Below are 17198 nucleotides of genomic sequence, written 5' to 3'. Positions count from 1 at the left end.
CTATATATGTATAAATTCAATCGCCACTCAAGCCCTGACATCAGTCATAATCTGGAAAATACTTAGTATATCTACTGGGGCTTGAATAAAAATCAGACAATAAGCTATATAGTACATTCTTCTCTTTTACTAGAAAAGAATATTACTTTTACAAACTATTTTGCAATCTCAAGGGAAATATGACGCAGAAAATCCTGAATTTTGTAGAAGTTCAAAAAGATAATACAAATGGTGTCGATGGGCTTGCTGGTGCTAAATCCCTCACCGTCACCCCCGATGGAAAATTCCTCTATGCATCTGGATATAGTGGCTCGGCTGTAGCAGTATTTGAGCGGGATACAACCACAGGCAAACTAAGTTTTGTGGAAGTTCAAAAAGATAATACAAATGGTGTCGATGGGCTTGGTGGTGCTAAATCCCTCACCGTCAGCCCCGATGGAAAATTCCTCTATGCTGCTGGATATGATGACTCGGCTGTAGCTGTGTTTGAGCGGGATACAACCACAGGCGCGCTGAGTTTTGTAGAAGTTCAACAAGATGATACAAATGGTGTCGATGGACTTGCTGGTGCTGAATCCCTCACAGTCAGCCCCGATGGAAAATTCCTCTATGCTGCTGGATATGATGACTCGGCTGTAGCTGTGTTTGAGCGGGATACAACCACAGGCGCGCTGAGTTTTGTAGAAGTTCAACAAGATGATACAAATGGTGTCGATGGACTTGCTGGTGCTGAATCCCTCACAGTCAGCCCCGATGGAAAATTCCTCTATGCTGCTGGATATGATGACTCGGCTGTAGCTGTGTTTGAGCGGGATACAACCACAGGCGCGCTGAGTTTTGTAGAAGTTCAACAAGATGATACAAATGGTGTCGATGGACTTGCTGGTGCTGAATCCCTCACAGTCAGCCCCGATGGAAAATTCCTCTATGCTGCTGGATATGATGACTCGGCTGTAGCTGTGTTTGAGCGGGATACAACCACAGGCAAACTGAGTTTTGTGGAAGTTCAAAAAGATGGTATCAGTAGTGTCGATGGGCTTGGTGGTATCTATTCTGTCACAGTCAGCCCCGATGGAAAATACCTCTATGCTGCTGGATATGATGATTCGGCTGTAGCTGTGTTTGAACGGGATACAACCACAGGCAAACTAAGTTTTGTTGAAGTTCAAAAAGATGATACAGATGGTGTTGATGGACTTGGTGGTGCGGCTTCTGTAACTCTCAGCTCCGATGGCAAATACCTTTATACTGCTGGATATGATGACTCGGCGGTGGCGCTGTTTAGTACGCCTTTCAATCATGCGCCAGAGGTGGCAAATGAAATTCTTGACCAAGAAACCACCGAAGATAGTGTCTTCAATTTCACCCTTCCAGTTGACACCTTTAGCGATGCAGATGTTGAAGATACCCTGACTTACACTGCAACTCTAGAAAATGATGACCTACTGCCTACTTGGTTAAAGTTCGATCCTGCTACCCTTACCTTCAGTGGGACTCCGACAAAAAAGGATGTAGGTAATCTAAACATCAAAGTCACTGCTAAAGATATTGCTGGAGAGGAAGCTAGTGATATATTTACACTTGGAGTTGCCGATAAAAATACTCCTACTACTCTATTCACATTAATTACAGGCGATATCTTTAGTGTCAAGACTAAGCTGAAGACTAAAGGCAATAAAGCAAAAATCTCCATCAAAATTAAAACCAGCACTTTTAAACAGGTGAATGAACTGTGTGTATTTAATGTTGATGATGATGAAGGTAAGATTGATGGCATAGCTCCTGGTGCAGAAGGCTATACAAAAGCTGCTCTTTTACGCTCCAAGGTGATTTTCTTCTCCCTTGCTAATATGCCCAAGGGTTTCAAGCATGACGATGTGAATAACGTCTTAGAATTTGACTCTGATACCAAACTCCGATTCTATAGCGTATCCAACAGTACTACTCAGGCTGTACTGTCTGGAAAAGCCTCTTTTTCAAGTGTCGTTTTTTCCTCAGCCACAAATACCAACACACAAGAGGAAGGGTTTTCTCTCAACTTCCAAGATTTCGCTGTAACGGTTCAGGCAACAAATCAAGAAATATCTTTGGGTACAAATTTGCAAGGCAAAAAGGAAGGCGAACTGATTGATTTACGGGGTGTAGGACAATCGGTAAAGGCTGACTTTAAGGTTTATAGAGAAGCTGCATTGAATAACTTTGTCGGTTTTTATCAGGTGGCTGATGAGAATGGTGGCATTGACACCAATAGCGATGGTAAAGCAGATATTCTCGTTGGACAAGCAGGTTATGCCGAAGCCGCTGTACGTGGGCGTGTTACAGGCGTTGACTTGACGGTGAGCAATCAAGGTTCGGCAACATCTACCAGCACTTTTGGAACTGATTCGCTATTTGCACCTTTTATTATTATCAATGGTAAAGCGGAAAAGTTTCTCGATAATAATGCCAATAACGATCCAAAGATTTACTTCTCATTTTTGGGTGCTAACTCAGATAAGCTAGATCACATTCGACTGTTGGGAAATAACACCTTTGGTTTTGAAGATTTAGCCAATGGTGGTGATAAAGATTACAACGATATGATTGTGCAGATCAATTTGAGTGTCAATCTTGCCTAGAGCGAAGGCGAGTAATTACTTAGAAAAATAATACAACCTCATCCCGGTTGCGGGGTGAGGTTCTTTTTTGTATAGCGATTACATGGACTCATATATGTAATGCGATCGCCAATAAAACCTTTGCTCCTAAACCTGTGCATCAGCGTGTTACAGGCATTTTTTGACGGTGAATAACCAAAAGACAGTTAATTACACCGGGACTTTCAAAGCTGATTCTCTGTTTGCGCCATTTATTATTATTGATGGTATGGTAATATCGAGCCGAAAGTTTAGGCAGTATATTTACTGAAGTTTACCATTAGCTTTTTATATTTATATTAGGATTCCAATTTAATTTTTGAAAACATCCTGAGACTGAAAAGCCGATTTTATCAGGATTTTATCTAAAATCTTGTTCAGATATCAAATATGATTCTTATATCAGTTTAATAATTGACTCCTTGGCTATGCCAAAAAAATCCTGCTTCTACGTGATTTCCAGGATATAGCACACAACGGCTGCAACGAAAAAACTATTAATTAATAAGAGTAATTATGTCAGACACCATCTCGATGGCGATCGCAAAAGAGCCAACTCAAGACTTTTATGAGCAAATACCTGCTACTCACCTAGTTTTCATAGACCCACAGGTTGAGAACTACCAATGTCTAGTAGCAGGTGTATTGCCGAATACCTCTGTTGTAGTCTTAGACCCTGACCAGAATGGCATTGAACAAATTAGCCAAGTGCTGGGAACTCATCGGGAAATCAACAGCCTACACATTGTTTCTCACGGCGCACCAGGGCAAGTTTATCTGGGGAACAGTCAACTCAGCTACCAAACCCTTAACCATTATGCTCGGCAACTCATGGACTGGGCAAATGTTTTGAGTGCAGATGCACAACTGCTGTTGTATGGTTGCGAAGTCGGGCAAACAGAGCAAGGTAAAGCATTTGTACAACGTCTGAGTGAATTGACAGGTGCAGTAGTAGCGGCGTCTGATAACTTAACGGGGAGTACTGCATTAGGTGGTGACTGGGAACTGGAAGTTTCTACGGGGACAATTGTTCCAACTCTGGCATTTCAGCCAGAAGTAATGGCAGTTTACGCTTCAGTACTAACTGCTCCAGTCTTGTCCAAGGCGATCGCAGACCAAAAAGCCACCCCAGGTATTCTCTTCAGCTTCGCTGTACCAGATGACATTTTCACCGATCCAGATGTCGGAGATAGCCTTACCTACACTGCAACTCTGGACAACGATACGCCTTTGCCGACAGGGTTGAAGTTCGATGCTGCTACCAAGACTTTCAGTGGTACTCCCGATAATGGGGACGTAGGTAGTCTAAACATCAAAGTTACCGCTAAGGATGTTGGTGGAGAAACAGCCAGTGATGTGTTTAAACTTACTGTTGATACTCCTCCAGTCTTGTCCAAGGCGATCGTAGACCAACAAGCCACTCAAGGTATTCTCTTCACCTTCACTGTACCAGATGACACTTTCACTGACCCAAATGTCGGAGATACCCTTACCTACACTGCAACTCTGCCCGACGATACGCCTTTGCCGACAGGGTTGAAGTTCGATGCTGCTACCAGGACTTTCAGTGGCACTCCTGAAAATCAAGACGTAGGTAGTATAAACATCAAAGTTACCGCTCAAGATTTTGCAGGAGAGCAAGCCAGTGATGTGTTTAAAATCACGATTAATAATGTCAACGATCCTCCAGTCTTAGTAAAAGAAATTGCAGATCAGCAAGTCACTGAAGACACACTCTTTAACTTTACTGTCCCAGCTGACACCTTTACTGATGCGGATGTTGGAGACATCCTCACCTACACTGCAACCCTGGAAAATGATGAGCTACTACCCACTTGGTTGAACTTCAATCCTACTACCTTTACCTTCAGTGGTACTCCTGAGAATGAGGACGTAGGTAGTTTGAATATCAAAATCACAGCTAAGGATATTGCTGGAGAGGAAGCCAGTGATGTGTTTCAACTTACGGTTGCTGACGATACTCCTCTAGTGACAATTACAGGCGATATCTTTAGTGTCAAGACTAAGCTGAACATTAAAGATGATAAAGCAAAACTCTCAGTCAAGATTAAAAACAACACCTCTAAAGAGGTGAATGAACTAAATGTATTTACTGTTGACGATGAAGAAGGTAGGATTAACGGCATAGCCCCTGGTGCAGAAGGCTATACACAAGCGGCTCTTTTGCGTTCAAAGGTAGTTTTCTCCACTCTTGCCAATTTGCCTAATGGTTTTAATCCCGCCGACCTGAAAAACATATTAGAATTCAACTCTGATACTAAACTCAGATTTTATCTAGTATCCAACAGTACTACTCAAGCTGTAGTGTCTGGAAAAACCCCCTTCTCAAGTGTGCTTTTTTCCTCAGGTACAAATAACAACATAGAAGCTCAAGGATTTTCTCTTAATTTTCAGAATTTGGTAGTGGATATTCAGCCAACCAATCAAGAGGTATCTTTAGGTACTGGTCTGCAAGGCGAATATCAAGGCGAACTGATTGATTTACGGAGTGTGACACAATCGGTAACAGCTGAGTTTCAAGTCAACAGAGAGGCATCTTACAATAACTTTGTCGGCTTTTATCAGGTGGCTGATGAAAATGGTGGTATTGACACCAATGGCGATGGCACGGCAGATATTCTCGTTGGCCAGGCTGGCTACGCCGAAGCTGCTGTGCGTGGGCGTGTTGCAGGCATTGACTTGACGGTAGGCAACCAAGGCAGTGCAAATTACACTGGCACTTTTGATCCGAATTCTTTGTTTGCACCATTTATTATTGTGGATGGCACACCTGATACGATTCTCAGTGGCAATGGCAATAAGAATGTTTACTTCACATTTTTAGGTGCTAATTCAGATAAGGTAGATCACATTCGACTATTGGGAAATAACACCTTTGGTTTTGAGGATTTACCAAATGGTGGTGACAAAGATTACAACGATGTGATTGTGCAGGTCAATTTGAGTGCCAATCTTGCCTAGTATCGAAGGCGAGTTAATTACTTAGAAAAATTAAACAACCTCATGCTGTAACCGGGATGAGGTTATTTTATGCGTGGTGATTAAATGGACTCGCTATTAATTAAACTAGTAAATTTACTGAAGGCAGTTATTGTCTTTCCTTCATAAATTTAATAGTTGATTCCTCTAGGGTGAAAAAATCTTCCGCTTTACTTTTCAAGTTAATTTTTATTAAATTAAGCTAGCAAAAAAGTGATGGAGAATTATTTCATAATTAGGTATAGGTGATGTTTAACAAGGAAAACTCCTGTTTTTTCGCCATAAATGATATTGTCAATCCCTGTATTCGAGAATTTGTAAAAAATAATTCAGAAATTTAAAGTTTTTTTTATTACATAATTCTTAATTAGGGTATTTACTTAGAAAAGCATCTGTGATATTTTCATGTTGACTATCATAAAGTGAAATATACAGCGCTAAATTTAACAACCACGTTTATGTATTTTGATTTGATGATAAGTATCCATCTTGCATAGTTGCAATAAAGATTGATTTTATTTGTATAAATTATGTAGCGTTAACCAAGTGATAACTTGTCCTCGATCTATTTATAGTATGCTTTATTTTGAAAAACGCATAACAATCGTCCCCGTGTGATATAAATACAGGTCTGCAATTAGACGAACTTGCCCTCTGTGCTTTTACACATTTAAACACCTGAATTCCACAGAAGTCTTGTCACTGCTGGCATAAAACCAAACACTGCCACTGTTAGTAAAAGAGATACTCCCTAATATTTTCGACTTAATTCCTCACTTTAACTTGTTTTATATGACTTATATTAAGAACACTTTTCCCGAATTTCTCACCACCCTAGAAGGGTTTGAGAAATTGCCAGATGGAGCGATCGCTAATCTATCAGAACAACTGCAAGCCTGGCGCTATCGCATAGGCCAGAAAATCATCGGTAAAGAAAGTCTCCCGGAAAACATCACCATCATTTATGAGGGACAAGTGCGGCTGTTGGGATACGATCCCCAGACGCAATTGCCAATCACCCTAAAATTACTGCAACCGGGGGAAATTATCGGTGAAATTGGTTTGTTACGCGATGTCGCCTGTGAAACAGCGATCGCTTCTACCGAAGTAGTATGTTTAACCTTGAGTGCATCGGCATATTTTAGCTTTCTGGCTTCATACCCAGCTTTTGCCGAAGCTCGCAAGAACCGCATTTATTTGGTAGAAGTTTTCGATATTCTCGCTTCCTATTGGCAAAAACAAGCGATCGCCACTTTAAATTTCAGAGAATTGGCAGAAAAAGCCTTACCCCAAGCGAAAATATATTATCTACCTTCAGGAAAAACTCCATTTAACCAACTGGATAGCAAAAGCGTTTGGTTTGTGAGTGGCGGTGGTACAGTCACGAATTTTTCACCTGGCGATCGCCTAGAACCAGACGATGACAGAGACAAAATTCAGGTCATCGGTCAAAACCCCGCACGCTTGCTTGGTATACATCCGTCAGATTTGATCTTAGAAGATAGTCATGAGATAGAACTTGCAATAACTGAAACTAGAGTAGATAGAGATAGCGCTGACGACCTAGATATTATTCCCTACGCATCAGACGAAATAGTTCCACAACCAGCCCCCCAAAACTCAAAGAATGCGTCAAAACAAAAATACCCATTTTTTGGCGGTAAAGGAGAACTAAATTCAGCCTTCGCCTGCTTCCAAATGATCGCGAAGCACCTAGAAATGCCGTTTCGTCGAGAGGTGGTTCGCCGCATCTTAACTGAGCAAATCAAACGTCAGGGGACTATATCGTTTCAAGTTACTGCTTACCTGGCAGAGTTAATCGGACTGAAGGCGCAGTTGATAGAGTTACCAGTCGCTTCAGTCACACGCATTCCGACACCAGCGCTGATTCGCTACGGTGATAATTTTGCCGTTTTATATGAAGTAGATGCCAATACCGTGGTTGTGGGTGTTCCATCCAAAGGAATTGTGCGCTGCAAACCCGCTCAATTGGTTGAACAATTAGATGTCGATCCAACTGACTTTCCGCCCAAAGTTCGGGTATTACTGCTGACTGCTACCAACCAAACACCCCAAGAACGTTTTAGTTTACGGTGGTTTCTGCCCTACTTGTCAAAGCACCGTCGAGTCCTAATAGAGGTCTTTATCGCTTCCTTTTTCGTGCAGTTGGCAGCGTTGGCAAATCCTTTAGTCGTTCAGTTAATTATCGACAAAGTTATCACTCAAAATAGTATTGGTACACTACATATTTTGGGGGTTTTGCTATTAGTAGTCGGGCTATTTGAAGCAGTATTGACTACCTTACGAACCTACTTATTTGTCGATACCACTAACCGGATCGATATGGGTTTAGGGTCGCAAATTATTGACCACTTACTACGTTTACCACTGCGCTACTTTGAACGCCGACCGGTGGGTGAACTTTCCACTCGCATCAACGAACTAGAAAATATCCGCCAATTCTTGACTGGTACTGCTTTAACAGTCGGATTAGATGCTTTGTTTTCGCTGGTCTATATCGGTGTAATGCTGATTTACAGTTGGCAACTCACCTTAGTAGGCTTAAGCACAATTCCAATATTTGTGATTATCACTTTAGTTGCTTCTCCCACCATTAGCAGACAGTTACGTGGTAAAGCCGAACGCAACGCCGAAACTCAATCTTATTTAGTGGAGGTGATGTCAGGAATTCAAACAGTAAAAGCGCAAAATATCGAATTGCGATCGCGCTTTTCCTGGCAAGAGCGTTACGCCCGATTTGTCGCTGCTGGTTTTAAAACAGTTGTGACTTCTACCCTCGCTAACTCTACCAGCAACTTTCTCAACAAACTCAGCAGCTTACTAGTTTTGTGGGTAGGAGCTTATTTAGTACTGCAACAAGAATTAACTTTAGGCGAATTAATTGCCTTTAGGATTATATCGGGTTACGTCACCAGCCCAATATTACGTTTAGCTCAACTCTGGCAAAGCTTCCAAGAAACAGCCTTGTCCTTAGAGCGTTTGAGCGATATTGTCGATACCCCACAAGAAGGAGAAACAGACCGCTACAATATACCCTTACCTACGATTAAGGGAGCAGTGAAATATGAAAATGTTTCCTTCCGGTTTGGCACAAGCGGCCCTCTACAACTTTCTAACGTCAACCTGGAATTTGAGCCAGGTAAATTTATCGGCATTGTCGGGCAAAGTGGGTCTGGTAAAAGTACGATGATGAAATTACTGCTGAGACTTTACGAAACGGAGTCCGGCAGAATTTTGATTGATGGTTATGATATCGCCAAAGTGGAACTTTATTCGTTGCGACGACAAATTGGTGTAGTTCCTCAAGAGACATTATTGTTTGACGGCAGCGTTCAAGAAAATATTGCCCTAACCAATCCCGATGCCACAACCGAAGAAATTATCGAAGCGGCTCAGGTTGCGTGCGCCCACGAGTTTATCATGAACTTACCCAACGGTTACAACACACGGGTGGGAGAACGGGGTTCTGCACTTTCAGGTGGACAACGACAAAGAATTGCGATCGCTCGTTCAGTTTTACAACGACCAAAATTATTAGTTTTAGACGAAGCAACTAGCGCATTAGATTATCCCACAGAACGGCAAATATGTCTCAATTTAGCCAAAGCATTCAAAGGCGATACAGTATTTTTTATTACCCACCGACTGAATACTGTCAGTAATGCAGATATGATTGTTGTGATGGATAATAGCAGAGTTATAGAACAAGGTAGCCATCAAGAATTAATGGCTACTAAGGGTCATTATTATTACCTGTATCAGCAACAAGATGTAAACTTGTAATTAGTCATTCTTGAGGGCAAAGGTTTTTGGCATCGGGAAACATTGCCCAACCTACAAAAAATTCAAAATCCAAAACCCAAAATCGTTATGACTCAACTTAATGGGAATCACCTCAACGGCAATCACAAAAACGGCAATCACAAAAATGGAGTGAAGCACGATTCACAGATACTGACAAAACAACAAAAAGCTGCTCAAGAGTCTTTAACTAGCTTAAACAATCTGGAATTTGAGCAATCTATTGTCTTGCGCCAATCTCCCATTTGGTCGCGTACAATCATGATTACACTAGTGGGGCTAGCCTGCTTTGGTATTGGTTGGACTTATTTTGCAAAAATTGAGCAAGTAGTGCCAGCAACCGGGCAATTAAAACCCCAAGGAACAGTCAAAGAAGTTCAAGCTCCTGTGAGTGGAGTGGTGAAAACAGTTAATGTAAAAGATGGACAAGAAGTGAAGCCAGGTGATTTACTGCTAACTTTTGATTCCATAGCCTCTGTTGCCGAATTAAATTCTTTGAATAAAATTCGCCTTGCATTAATGAAAGAAAACCAGATTTATCGGCGATTGATGAATGCAAGCACGGCCAATGGCTCGGAACTGTTATATTTGCGCAGTAACTTGCCACAAGAAACAGCTTTTCTGTTGAAAAGTCGGGCAGCATTAGTAGCAGAAAATGAATTATTCCGCACTCAATTAAAAAATTCTGGTCAAGATTCTAGAGTAGGGATTGATGAACAACAACTTCTACGAGTTGCCAAACAAGAATTAGACTCTCGGTCTTCCGCAGCGCGATTAGAAGTAGAAAAGACCAAAAAACAACTGATTCAAAATCAAATTAAGCTAGAAGATAGTAAATCAAGTTTAGCCATTCAAGAGGGGATTTTAAATAAGCTGAAGATATTAGCAGAAGAAGGTGGAATTTCTCAACTTCAGTATCTCAATCAGCAACAAGAAGTTCAAAACCGCACGGCAGAAGTAGCGCAACTAGGTGAAGAACTAAAACGCCTCCAGTTTGATATAGAAAAAGGACAACAAGAGTTAAGCAATACGGTGGCTGTTTCTGATAAAAACATTTTGGATAAGATAGCCCAGAACAAACAGCAGATTGCTACAATCGATAGCCAATTCATGAAAGTTGTGCTGGAAAATGAGCAGCGTTTGGCAGATGTCAATAGTAAAATATCTCAATCACAGTTAAACGTTAAATATCAAGAACTCCGCGCACCTGTAGCTGGAACAATTTTCGATTTGCAAGCAAAAAATCCTGGATTTGTCGCAACTCCAACTACAAAACTGTTGCAAATTGTCCCCAAAGAAAACTATATTGCTGAAGTTTTTATCACTAACAAAGATATTGGATTTGTGCGAAAAGGTATGAAAGTAGATGTCAGAATTGACTCCTTTCCTTACAGCGAGTTTGGCGATATTAAGGGAAAAGTGACTGAGATAGCTTCAGACGCATTACCGCCAGACCAAACCCATCAGTTTTACAGGTTTCCGGCAAAAGTCTCATTAGATAAACAATCCCTAGTGATTAAGGATAAAAAAGTTAACTTGCAATCAGGTATGTCTATCAGTGCCAATATAAAAGTGCGCGAAGAACGGACTGTGCTTAGTTTATTCACTGAAATGTTTACCAAGCAAGTTGATGCTCTTAAACAGGTACGATGAAGAGGGTTAAGTTAAAAAATCGCAGTGACTTCACAAGGAGAGTTGCTGCTTTACTAAGTACATTAGTACTAAGTAATTTTTCCTCTCTCAGCACTCAATACTCTTGATGATGGTTAATTCTCAACGCATCGAACCCGCTCCCGGACAAGAATCAGTTTGGGATTATCCCCGTCCTCCTCTTTTGGAGGACACAACCAAACATATCCAAATAATCTTTAACGGAGTAGTAATTGTAGATACTCACAGCGCCAAACGTGTTTTAGAAACCAGTCATCCTCCTTCTTACTACATTCCCCCAGCGGATATCAAAATGGAATATCTACAGATGACTCCACAATCTAGCTTTTGTGAGTGGAAAGGAAGTGCTAGTTACTACACAATCCGAGTTGGGGATAAAGAAGTCCATAATGCTGCCTGGTTCTACCCCAAACCCACACCAGCCTTTGAATCTATGAAGGACTATGTAGCTTTTTATGCTCATTTAATGGATAAATGCTACGTTAATGACGAAGAGGTTCAACCACAACCAGGTAACTTCTATGGCGGTTGGATAACCAGTGATATTGTTGGGCCATTTAAAGGCGCTCCTGGTACTTGGGGATGGTGAGTCAATTTTGGATTTTGGATTTTGGACTTGTCGTAAGGTTCAGTCTAACGATTTTAAATTTTAAATAATAAAATCTATCAATGTAGGTTGGGTTGAACGGCAGTTCAACCCAACTTACTACTAATAAACTGAGTTTTTCGGATTACTAAATTGATGTTCTGGCTACCTAGAAGCTTTTCTTTCAAACATCAAATACGTGCCTCCTAATCCTTCCACAATTGTGCGTGTATTGGCAATCATCATTTTCTGATAAGTGTCTGCGTCGCTTCCTGGTTCACCAAGTCCCTCAGCGTACAGCTTTCTGTCAGAAATGTTCACTTCAGCTTCTGTGGTTACAGATTGAATCAAATTAGGATTAATTTCCACTTCAGCAAAAATTGTTGATACTTTAGCCCGTTTGATGTTTGTAGCTAACTTATTGACTCGTTCGGTTGTCAGCTTTTCTTTAGTACTAATACTTTGCAATCCTCCTGTCAATGAAATACGGTATGCTTTGGCGTAATAACTCAGTGCATCAGAGGTTGTAACCAACTTACGTTCTTTGGTAGGAATACTGGCAATTCTTGAGTTAATCCAGCTATCTAGTTGAGTAAGTTCATTGGTAATTTTTTTAGTATTACTGCTATAAGCCTCTGCATCACTAGATTGTAATTTTCTCAAATTACTATTAATTACCTCCACCATTCTGATAGCATTTTTGGTATTGTGCCAAACATGAGGATCGGTTATATTCTTACCACCTGCCTGAAATTTTTGTGGCTTAGGTACTGCCAGTTGAGCGACGGCTATTTTTGGTGTAGGGTTTTTAGTCGCTTTAATTAACTCGATCAGATTTGGTTCCAAATTGTAACCATTATAAAGAATAAGATTAGCTTGTTCAATGGCTTTACGATCTTCCGGTTTTGGTTTATAAAATTGGGGGTTGGTAGAAGGGGAAATTAAGCAGGTGAGGTTAACTGTATTTCCAGCAACCTGCCTGGTTAAGTCACACAGTACGCTTGTAGTCGCTACAACTTGGGGAAGATTTTCATTGACCTGCGTGTTAGTCTGAGTGAATGTAGTTCTTACAGCTTGATTTCCACACCCAACAAATCCAATTGTCAAAGCAGCAAGAATAGTTGGGAAGAAATTATTCAATGGTGATTTTTTTGACATCCTCAACTCCTACTGGATGTGTAAAAAAAGATAATCATTATTGGTAAAGTATTAGTAAAATACCAAGGGAAAGTCTTCAGCGGGGAAGAGATTAAGGGCTGAGGGGGAAGCCTTCGGCAAAGAAAGGGGTAAAGGTTAAGGGAAGAGGAATTAAGAGACTTTCTCCTCTATCACTTATCTGTTTTATCTGTTTCCCAAGTCCACACCCAGCAATTTTTGGTTGGCGAGCCACTAGTGAGGTTTTTACAGGCAAAATATTAGTTAACTGCACACGACAGACTGGAAAACTGGTAAAGGTAGGAGCACAATAATAAAGGCAATGCTGGGGAGTCTCCAAGGAGTGTAGTGTAGTTCTCTCACCATCTGTTGAAGGGTCTATACCATTGTGCTTACATCCCACAAAGCTCGCAAATTGACTAGGATTATCAGGTTAAGGAGTGGGAAGTAGTAATGATGGGGCTTATGGAGCATACGGGTTGATTTCGCAAACCGAGTTGTGAATCTAAGGCAATTGTAGCTGTGGTTTTGCGAGGTGTGGACATATCATTGTTACAAAATTGGCAAATTGGCGATTTTTTAGCTATCAGCCTTTGTTACACTAATTTTCACGTAGTCAAGTCTTTCAATATCGCTTAGAGCATTATCTAATTACTTTTTATTGCCAGAATTCAGGATGTACTTTGTGCCATCAATTTTATCCTCTAGTTTCTTCATCATTAAATAAGAGCGAAATCAAGTATATAGAACAATTCCTCAAAGCTAATATTGGTCAAGATAAACAATGGTAATTTTAGTTGTCATAATTAACACCCTGATTTCACTGGTACTACTCTATGTGGCTTGGCGGGTGTGGCAACTTAAGCAGCAGTTAGCATATATAGCAGATAGGTTAACCGCCTATGAAAGTTGTACCAATGCAGCACTGAATAAAGCACCCGAAAATATTTATCTCAGCCAACAGAATATTTATAACTTACGGCAGAGAAATCAAGCACTACAAATACAAATTCAACAAGTGCGGCAAATTATCAGTCTACTTTTGCTAGGACGGCAAATCTGGCAGCGTTATTTTCTGAAACTAGAGTTAATATCTCGGAAAAGAACAGTTGCAAAATGAGTTATGTCAGGTTCACACGAACATTTATTGAAAGCGGCGGGAAACTCTATCCCGCAAGTGGCGTGGAGAGGGATAGCCGCCCCGCCGCTTGGGGCATTGGGCATTGGGCATTGAAGACTCTTCCCCATGCCCCATGCCCAAAAACTCCATCCCGCAAGTGGCGTGGAGTTTTAAATTATAAGTAATTAATAGTTTTGATATTAATGAATAAAAGCAACATTTCTGGCTGATATTTTGTCACCATAGATTAACTGAATAAAATCGGTTGAGTCTTACAAGGAGAGAAAACCCACCTAAAATGGGTGTAAGGAGAGAAACAATAACATGTCTAATAACCGTTCTGGAGTATTTTTTGGCGGTTTGATGCTGGGAGCTACAATCGGTGCTTTGACTGGTTTACTCGTGGCTCCACGCACAGGGCGCGAAACGCGTAAAATTTTGAAAAAATCTGCTAATGCTATCCCAGAATTGGCAGAAGATTTATCAATGAGTGTGCAAATTCAGGCAGATCGTCTCTCTGCTAGTGCACTGCGAAACTGGGATGAGACTTTAGATCGATTACGGGAAGCGATCGCAGCAGGTGTAGATGCCAGCCAGCGAGAAAGCCAAGTCTTGAAGCGACAAACATCTGTTGAAGACTCAGATTCGCTTCCCCAGCCATTAGAACGCTCATAAATGACATAACCGTGATTGAACCCCTGTTTTGGTTGGGACTTTCCTTACTTTTAGTCGCTACAAGCTTGACTGCGGTTTTAGTGGCGGCGATACCGGCTTTGCAGGAGTTAGCACGCGCGGCTCGCAGTGCAGAAAAGCTATTTGATACTCTCTCGCGGGAGTTACCACCCACTTTAGAAGCTATCCGCGTAACTGGCTTAGAAATCACTGACTTAACTGATGATGTCAGTGAGGGCGTAAAAAGTGCTAGTCAAGTCGCGAAGCAAGTTGACCAAAGTCTTGATACTGCAAGAAAACAGGCTCAAAATCTGCAAGTAGGTACGCGCAGCATTTTTATTGGCGCGAAAGCTGCTTGGAAAAACTTCACGCGCCAAAAACCCGTAAGGCGGACGAGCGATCGCTTACCAACCAATGAAAAACCACCTCTAACGTTGCGAGAACGAGAAGTGTTGAGGCAAGAAAATCGCCGAATCAAAGCAGAAGTGTACCGCGCTAATGACGGTTATAACGATGCCACTAGCTGGGAAAACAATTTTGATGACGAAGATTGAATTAGGACTTAGGACATAGGGCATTGGGCATTGGGCATTGGTATTTGAAAACTTTTTCCTAGTCCCTAGAGCGTGTTTTCAAACCCCAAATTAGACTTAATTGTAGGTTGGGTTTTGTTCCTCAACCCAACATTGACATTGTTTTGTTGAGTTGCGCTTCCCTACAGGGACACTACGCGAACGGTTAACCGAATCTACGTTTCCTGCCCCATGCCCAATACTCAAAAACCTTTTGCTTTGATCCCCTAGATTAGAGTAAAGTAAACAAGTGTAAAGGACTATCATTTTTCTAGTACTGTTTTAAAACAACTTGTTCGCTTTTACCGTTAATATTTGTATAAAAACGTCCATGCAATCTTGTTTTTGGCGACGAATTCTAGTATCTATTGCAGTATTTTTCCTGGCTGGGTCAATTTGGGTGATGCATTCTCCCCCAGCATTGGCTTATGACAATCCTGAGTTACTTCCTAACACCTTTACCCCAGTTGTAGATTTAGCTAAATCTCTGCCTGTACTGCAAGAAGAAAAGCTTGTCAAAGATTTAGAGCAGTTTGAAGCCGACACGGGCTGGAAATTGCGAGTCTTAACCCAATATGACCGCACCCCAGGCAGGGCAGTTATAAAATATTGGGGTTTGGATGACAAAAGTATTCTACTCGTTGCCGATTCTCGCGGCGGTAACATCCTCAGTTTTAGCGTTGGCGATGCTGTTTATAAACTTTTACCTCGGACTTTTTGGATAGAACTGCAAACTCGTTTCGGTAATTTGTATTTTGTCCGCGAAGAAGGCGAAGACCAAGCCATTCTACAAGCCTTAGAATCCGTTAAAGGCTGTTTGCTCAAAGGGGGTTGCAATGTTGTCCCCGGATTACCACGAGAGCAGTGGATTCTCACCTTGATTACCTCAATTATTGGTGGGGTGATTTGTGGATTTGCAGCTCAACCCCGCCAAAAAGGACAAGTTTTTGCTTGGCAATGGGCTTTAATTTTCTCACCTTTATGGGGAATCTTGTTTATTGCCTTCGGCATTGGGCCAGTTGTGACACGTACAAGCGACTGGTTGCCTTTAGTTCGCAATATCTCTGGGTTTCTCATTGGCGTCTTGGTTGCCTACCTATCTCCTATTTTCAGCCGGTCTTCTTCTAGTAATGAGTTATGAGTGAGTAGTTAGGAATGAGTAGTTTAATTAACTTATAACTCTTAACTCCTAACTCTTAACTCTCTGAAGCTGATAAGCTGAAAGCTAATATTTGAGAAGCTCAACAAAAATGGAATGGCACGTAACTGATGCTCAAAGTTTAGCAATCATTGATAGTGAAATTGGCGATCATGTCTTTTCACCCGCAGAGTATGAGATTGTGCGTCGGGTAATCTACGCCACGGCTGACTTTGAGTATAAGTCTTTGATTCGCTTTTCTGAGCGTGCCTTGCAAGCTGGAGCAGCAGCGCTAGCCGCACGTACCACGATTGTGGTAGATGTCCCGATGGTACAAGTAGGTATTGCCTACGATATTCAAAATACCTTTGCGAATCCAGTGTATTGCAGCATGGAAGCTCTCACACGCCCTCAAAAAGAAAAGACTCGCGCAGCATGGGGAATAGAAACCTTAGCAAAGCGTTATCCAGAGGGAATTTTTGTGGTGGGTCAAGCACAAACGGCCCTGACTGCACTGCTGGATTTAATTGAACTTGAGGAAATTAGACCTGCTTTAACGATCGCAACTCCAGTGGGATTTGTAAATGTTGATGAAGCTAAGGAGCGTTTACAAGACTCTCTAGTACCTCACATTATAATTGACGGCCGCAAAGGAAATGCAGTTGTAGCAGCTGCGATCGTTGATGGGTTGGTAGACTTAGCTTGGCAAGCCTATGGACAAGATGGAAATCGGGGGAGCTAGAAAAGTCGACTCTATTATTATATTTTGTATCCAAAAGAGTATTCATCAATCATTGAATATCCTGATATTTTTCTGAAGTCGTGC

The 17198-nt window shown here is 41.4% G+C and carries 11 protein-coding genes; 10 read left to right on the top strand and 1 reads right to left on the bottom strand.

Annotated features, from left to right (window positions below; all coding sequences use genetic code 11):
- The first annotated feature begins 179 nt into the window (after window positions 1-179).
- The 5 genes from RM049_RS19895 to RM049_RS19875 all read left to right on the top strand — a co-directional run bounded on the left by RM049_RS19895 (window position 180) and on the right by RM049_RS19875 (window position 11718).
- Window positions 180-2618, top strand: a complete 2439-nt coding sequence (locus RM049_RS19895; protein WP_322705372.1) for a beta-propeller fold lactonase family protein — start codon at window positions 180-182, stop codon at window positions 2616-2618.
- Between the two features lie 534 nt (window positions 2619-3152).
- Window positions 3153-5618: a putative Ig domain-containing protein gene (locus RM049_RS19890; protein ID WP_322705371.1), complete on the top strand. Its 2466-nt coding sequence runs from the start codon at window positions 3153-3155 to the stop codon at window positions 5616-5618.
- An 810-nt stretch (window positions 5619-6428) separates the two neighbouring features.
- Window positions 6429-9440, top strand: a complete 3012-nt coding sequence (locus tag RM049_RS19885) for a peptidase domain-containing ABC transporter (protein ID WP_322705370.1) — start codon at window positions 6429-6431, stop codon at window positions 9438-9440.
- 87 nt (window positions 9441-9527) lie between these two features.
- Window positions 9528-11111: an HlyD family efflux transporter periplasmic adaptor subunit gene (locus tag RM049_RS19880; protein ID WP_322705369.1), complete on the top strand. Its 1584-nt coding sequence runs from the start codon at window positions 9528-9530 to the stop codon at window positions 11109-11111.
- Window positions 11112-11220: 109 nt separating this feature from the next.
- Window positions 11221-11718 carry a DUF427 domain-containing protein gene (locus tag RM049_RS19875; RefSeq protein WP_322683199.1) on the top strand — a complete coding sequence of 166 codons (498 nt, stop codon included), beginning with the start codon at window positions 11221-11223 and terminating at the stop codon, window positions 11716-11718.
- Window positions 11719-11880: 162 nt separating this feature from the next.
- On the opposite strand, the gene RM049_RS19870 is transcribed toward RM049_RS19875, so the two are convergent.
- The gene (locus RM049_RS19870; RefSeq protein WP_322705368.1) at window positions 11881-12873 is read right to left on the bottom strand and encodes a metal ABC transporter solute-binding protein, Zn/Mn family; all 993 of its coding nucleotides are present in this window, start codon (window positions 12871-12873) and stop codon (window positions 11881-11883) included.
- 781 nt (window positions 12874-13654) lie between these two features.
- Here RM049_RS19870 and RM049_RS19865 point away from each other — a divergent pair.
- From RM049_RS19865 to RM049_RS19845, 5 genes are all read left to right on the top strand, one after another.
- The gene (locus RM049_RS19865) at window positions 13655-13990 is read left to right on the top strand and encodes a hypothetical protein (RefSeq protein WP_322673525.1); all 336 of its coding nucleotides are present in this window, start codon (window positions 13655-13657) and stop codon (window positions 13988-13990) included.
- Between the two features lie 324 nt (window positions 13991-14314).
- Window positions 14315-14665, top strand: a complete 351-nt coding sequence (locus tag RM049_RS19860; protein ID WP_099101749.1) for a YtxH domain-containing protein — start codon at window positions 14315-14317, stop codon at window positions 14663-14665.
- Window positions 14666-14676: 11 nt separating this feature from the next.
- Window positions 14677-15216: a DUF948 domain-containing protein gene (locus RM049_RS19855; RefSeq protein WP_322673524.1), complete on the top strand. Its 540-nt coding sequence runs from the start codon at window positions 14677-14679 to the stop codon at window positions 15214-15216.
- 349 nt (window positions 15217-15565) lie between these two features.
- Window positions 15566-16375, top strand: coding sequence for a TPM domain-containing protein (locus RM049_RS19850; protein WP_322705367.1), 810 nt, complete (start codon window positions 15566-15568; stop codon window positions 16373-16375).
- 109 nt (window positions 16376-16484) lie between these two features.
- Window positions 16485-17114 carry a precorrin-8X methylmutase gene (locus RM049_RS19845; RefSeq protein ID WP_322673522.1) on the top strand — a complete coding sequence of 210 codons (630 nt, stop codon included), beginning with the start codon at window positions 16485-16487 and terminating at the stop codon, window positions 17112-17114.
- Window positions 17115-17198 lie beyond the last annotated feature (84 nt).

The sequence above is a fragment of the Nostoc sp. DedQUE04 genome (assembly GCF_034530995.1).
GTDB lineage: Bacteria > Cyanobacteriota > Cyanobacteriia > Cyanobacteriales > Nostocaceae > Nostoc.
Note: the sequence above shows the minus strand (reverse complement) of the source record. Positions and strands in the feature narration are given on the sequence as shown.

Bases quoted from the DNA above. Each gene is read 5' to 3' on its own strand.
- RM049_RS19895 (WP_322705372.1), top strand. From the start codon at position 180: ATGACGCAGAAAATCCTGAATTTTGTAGAAGTTCAAAAAGATAATACA.
- RM049_RS19890 (WP_322705371.1), top strand. From the start codon at position 3,153: ATGTCAGACACCATCTCGATGGCGATCGCAAAAGAGCCAACTCAAGAC.
- RM049_RS19885 (WP_322705370.1), top strand. From the start codon at position 6,429: ATGACTTATATTAAGAACACTTTTCCCGAATTTCTCACCACCCTAGAA.
- RM049_RS19880 (WP_322705369.1), top strand. From the start codon at position 9,528: ATGACTCAACTTAATGGGAATCACCTCAACGGCAATCACAAAAACGGC.
- RM049_RS19875 (WP_322683199.1), top strand. From the start codon at position 11,221: ATGGTTAATTCTCAACGCATCGAACCCGCTCCCGGACAAGAATCAGTT.
- RM049_RS19870 (WP_322705368.1), bottom strand. From the start codon at position 12,873: ATGTCAAAAAAATCACCATTGAATAATTTCTTCCCAACTATTCTTGCT.
- RM049_RS19865 (WP_322673525.1), top strand. From the start codon at position 13,655: ATGGTAATTTTAGTTGTCATAATTAACACCCTGATTTCACTGGTACTA.
- RM049_RS19860 (WP_099101749.1), top strand. From the start codon at position 14,315: ATGTCTAATAACCGTTCTGGAGTATTTTTTGGCGGTTTGATGCTGGGA.
- RM049_RS19850 (WP_322705367.1), top strand. From the start codon at position 15,566: ATGCAATCTTGTTTTTGGCGACGAATTCTAGTATCTATTGCAGTATTT.
- RM049_RS19845 (WP_322673522.1), top strand. From the start codon at position 16,485: ATGGAATGGCACGTAACTGATGCTCAAAGTTTAGCAATCATTGATAGT.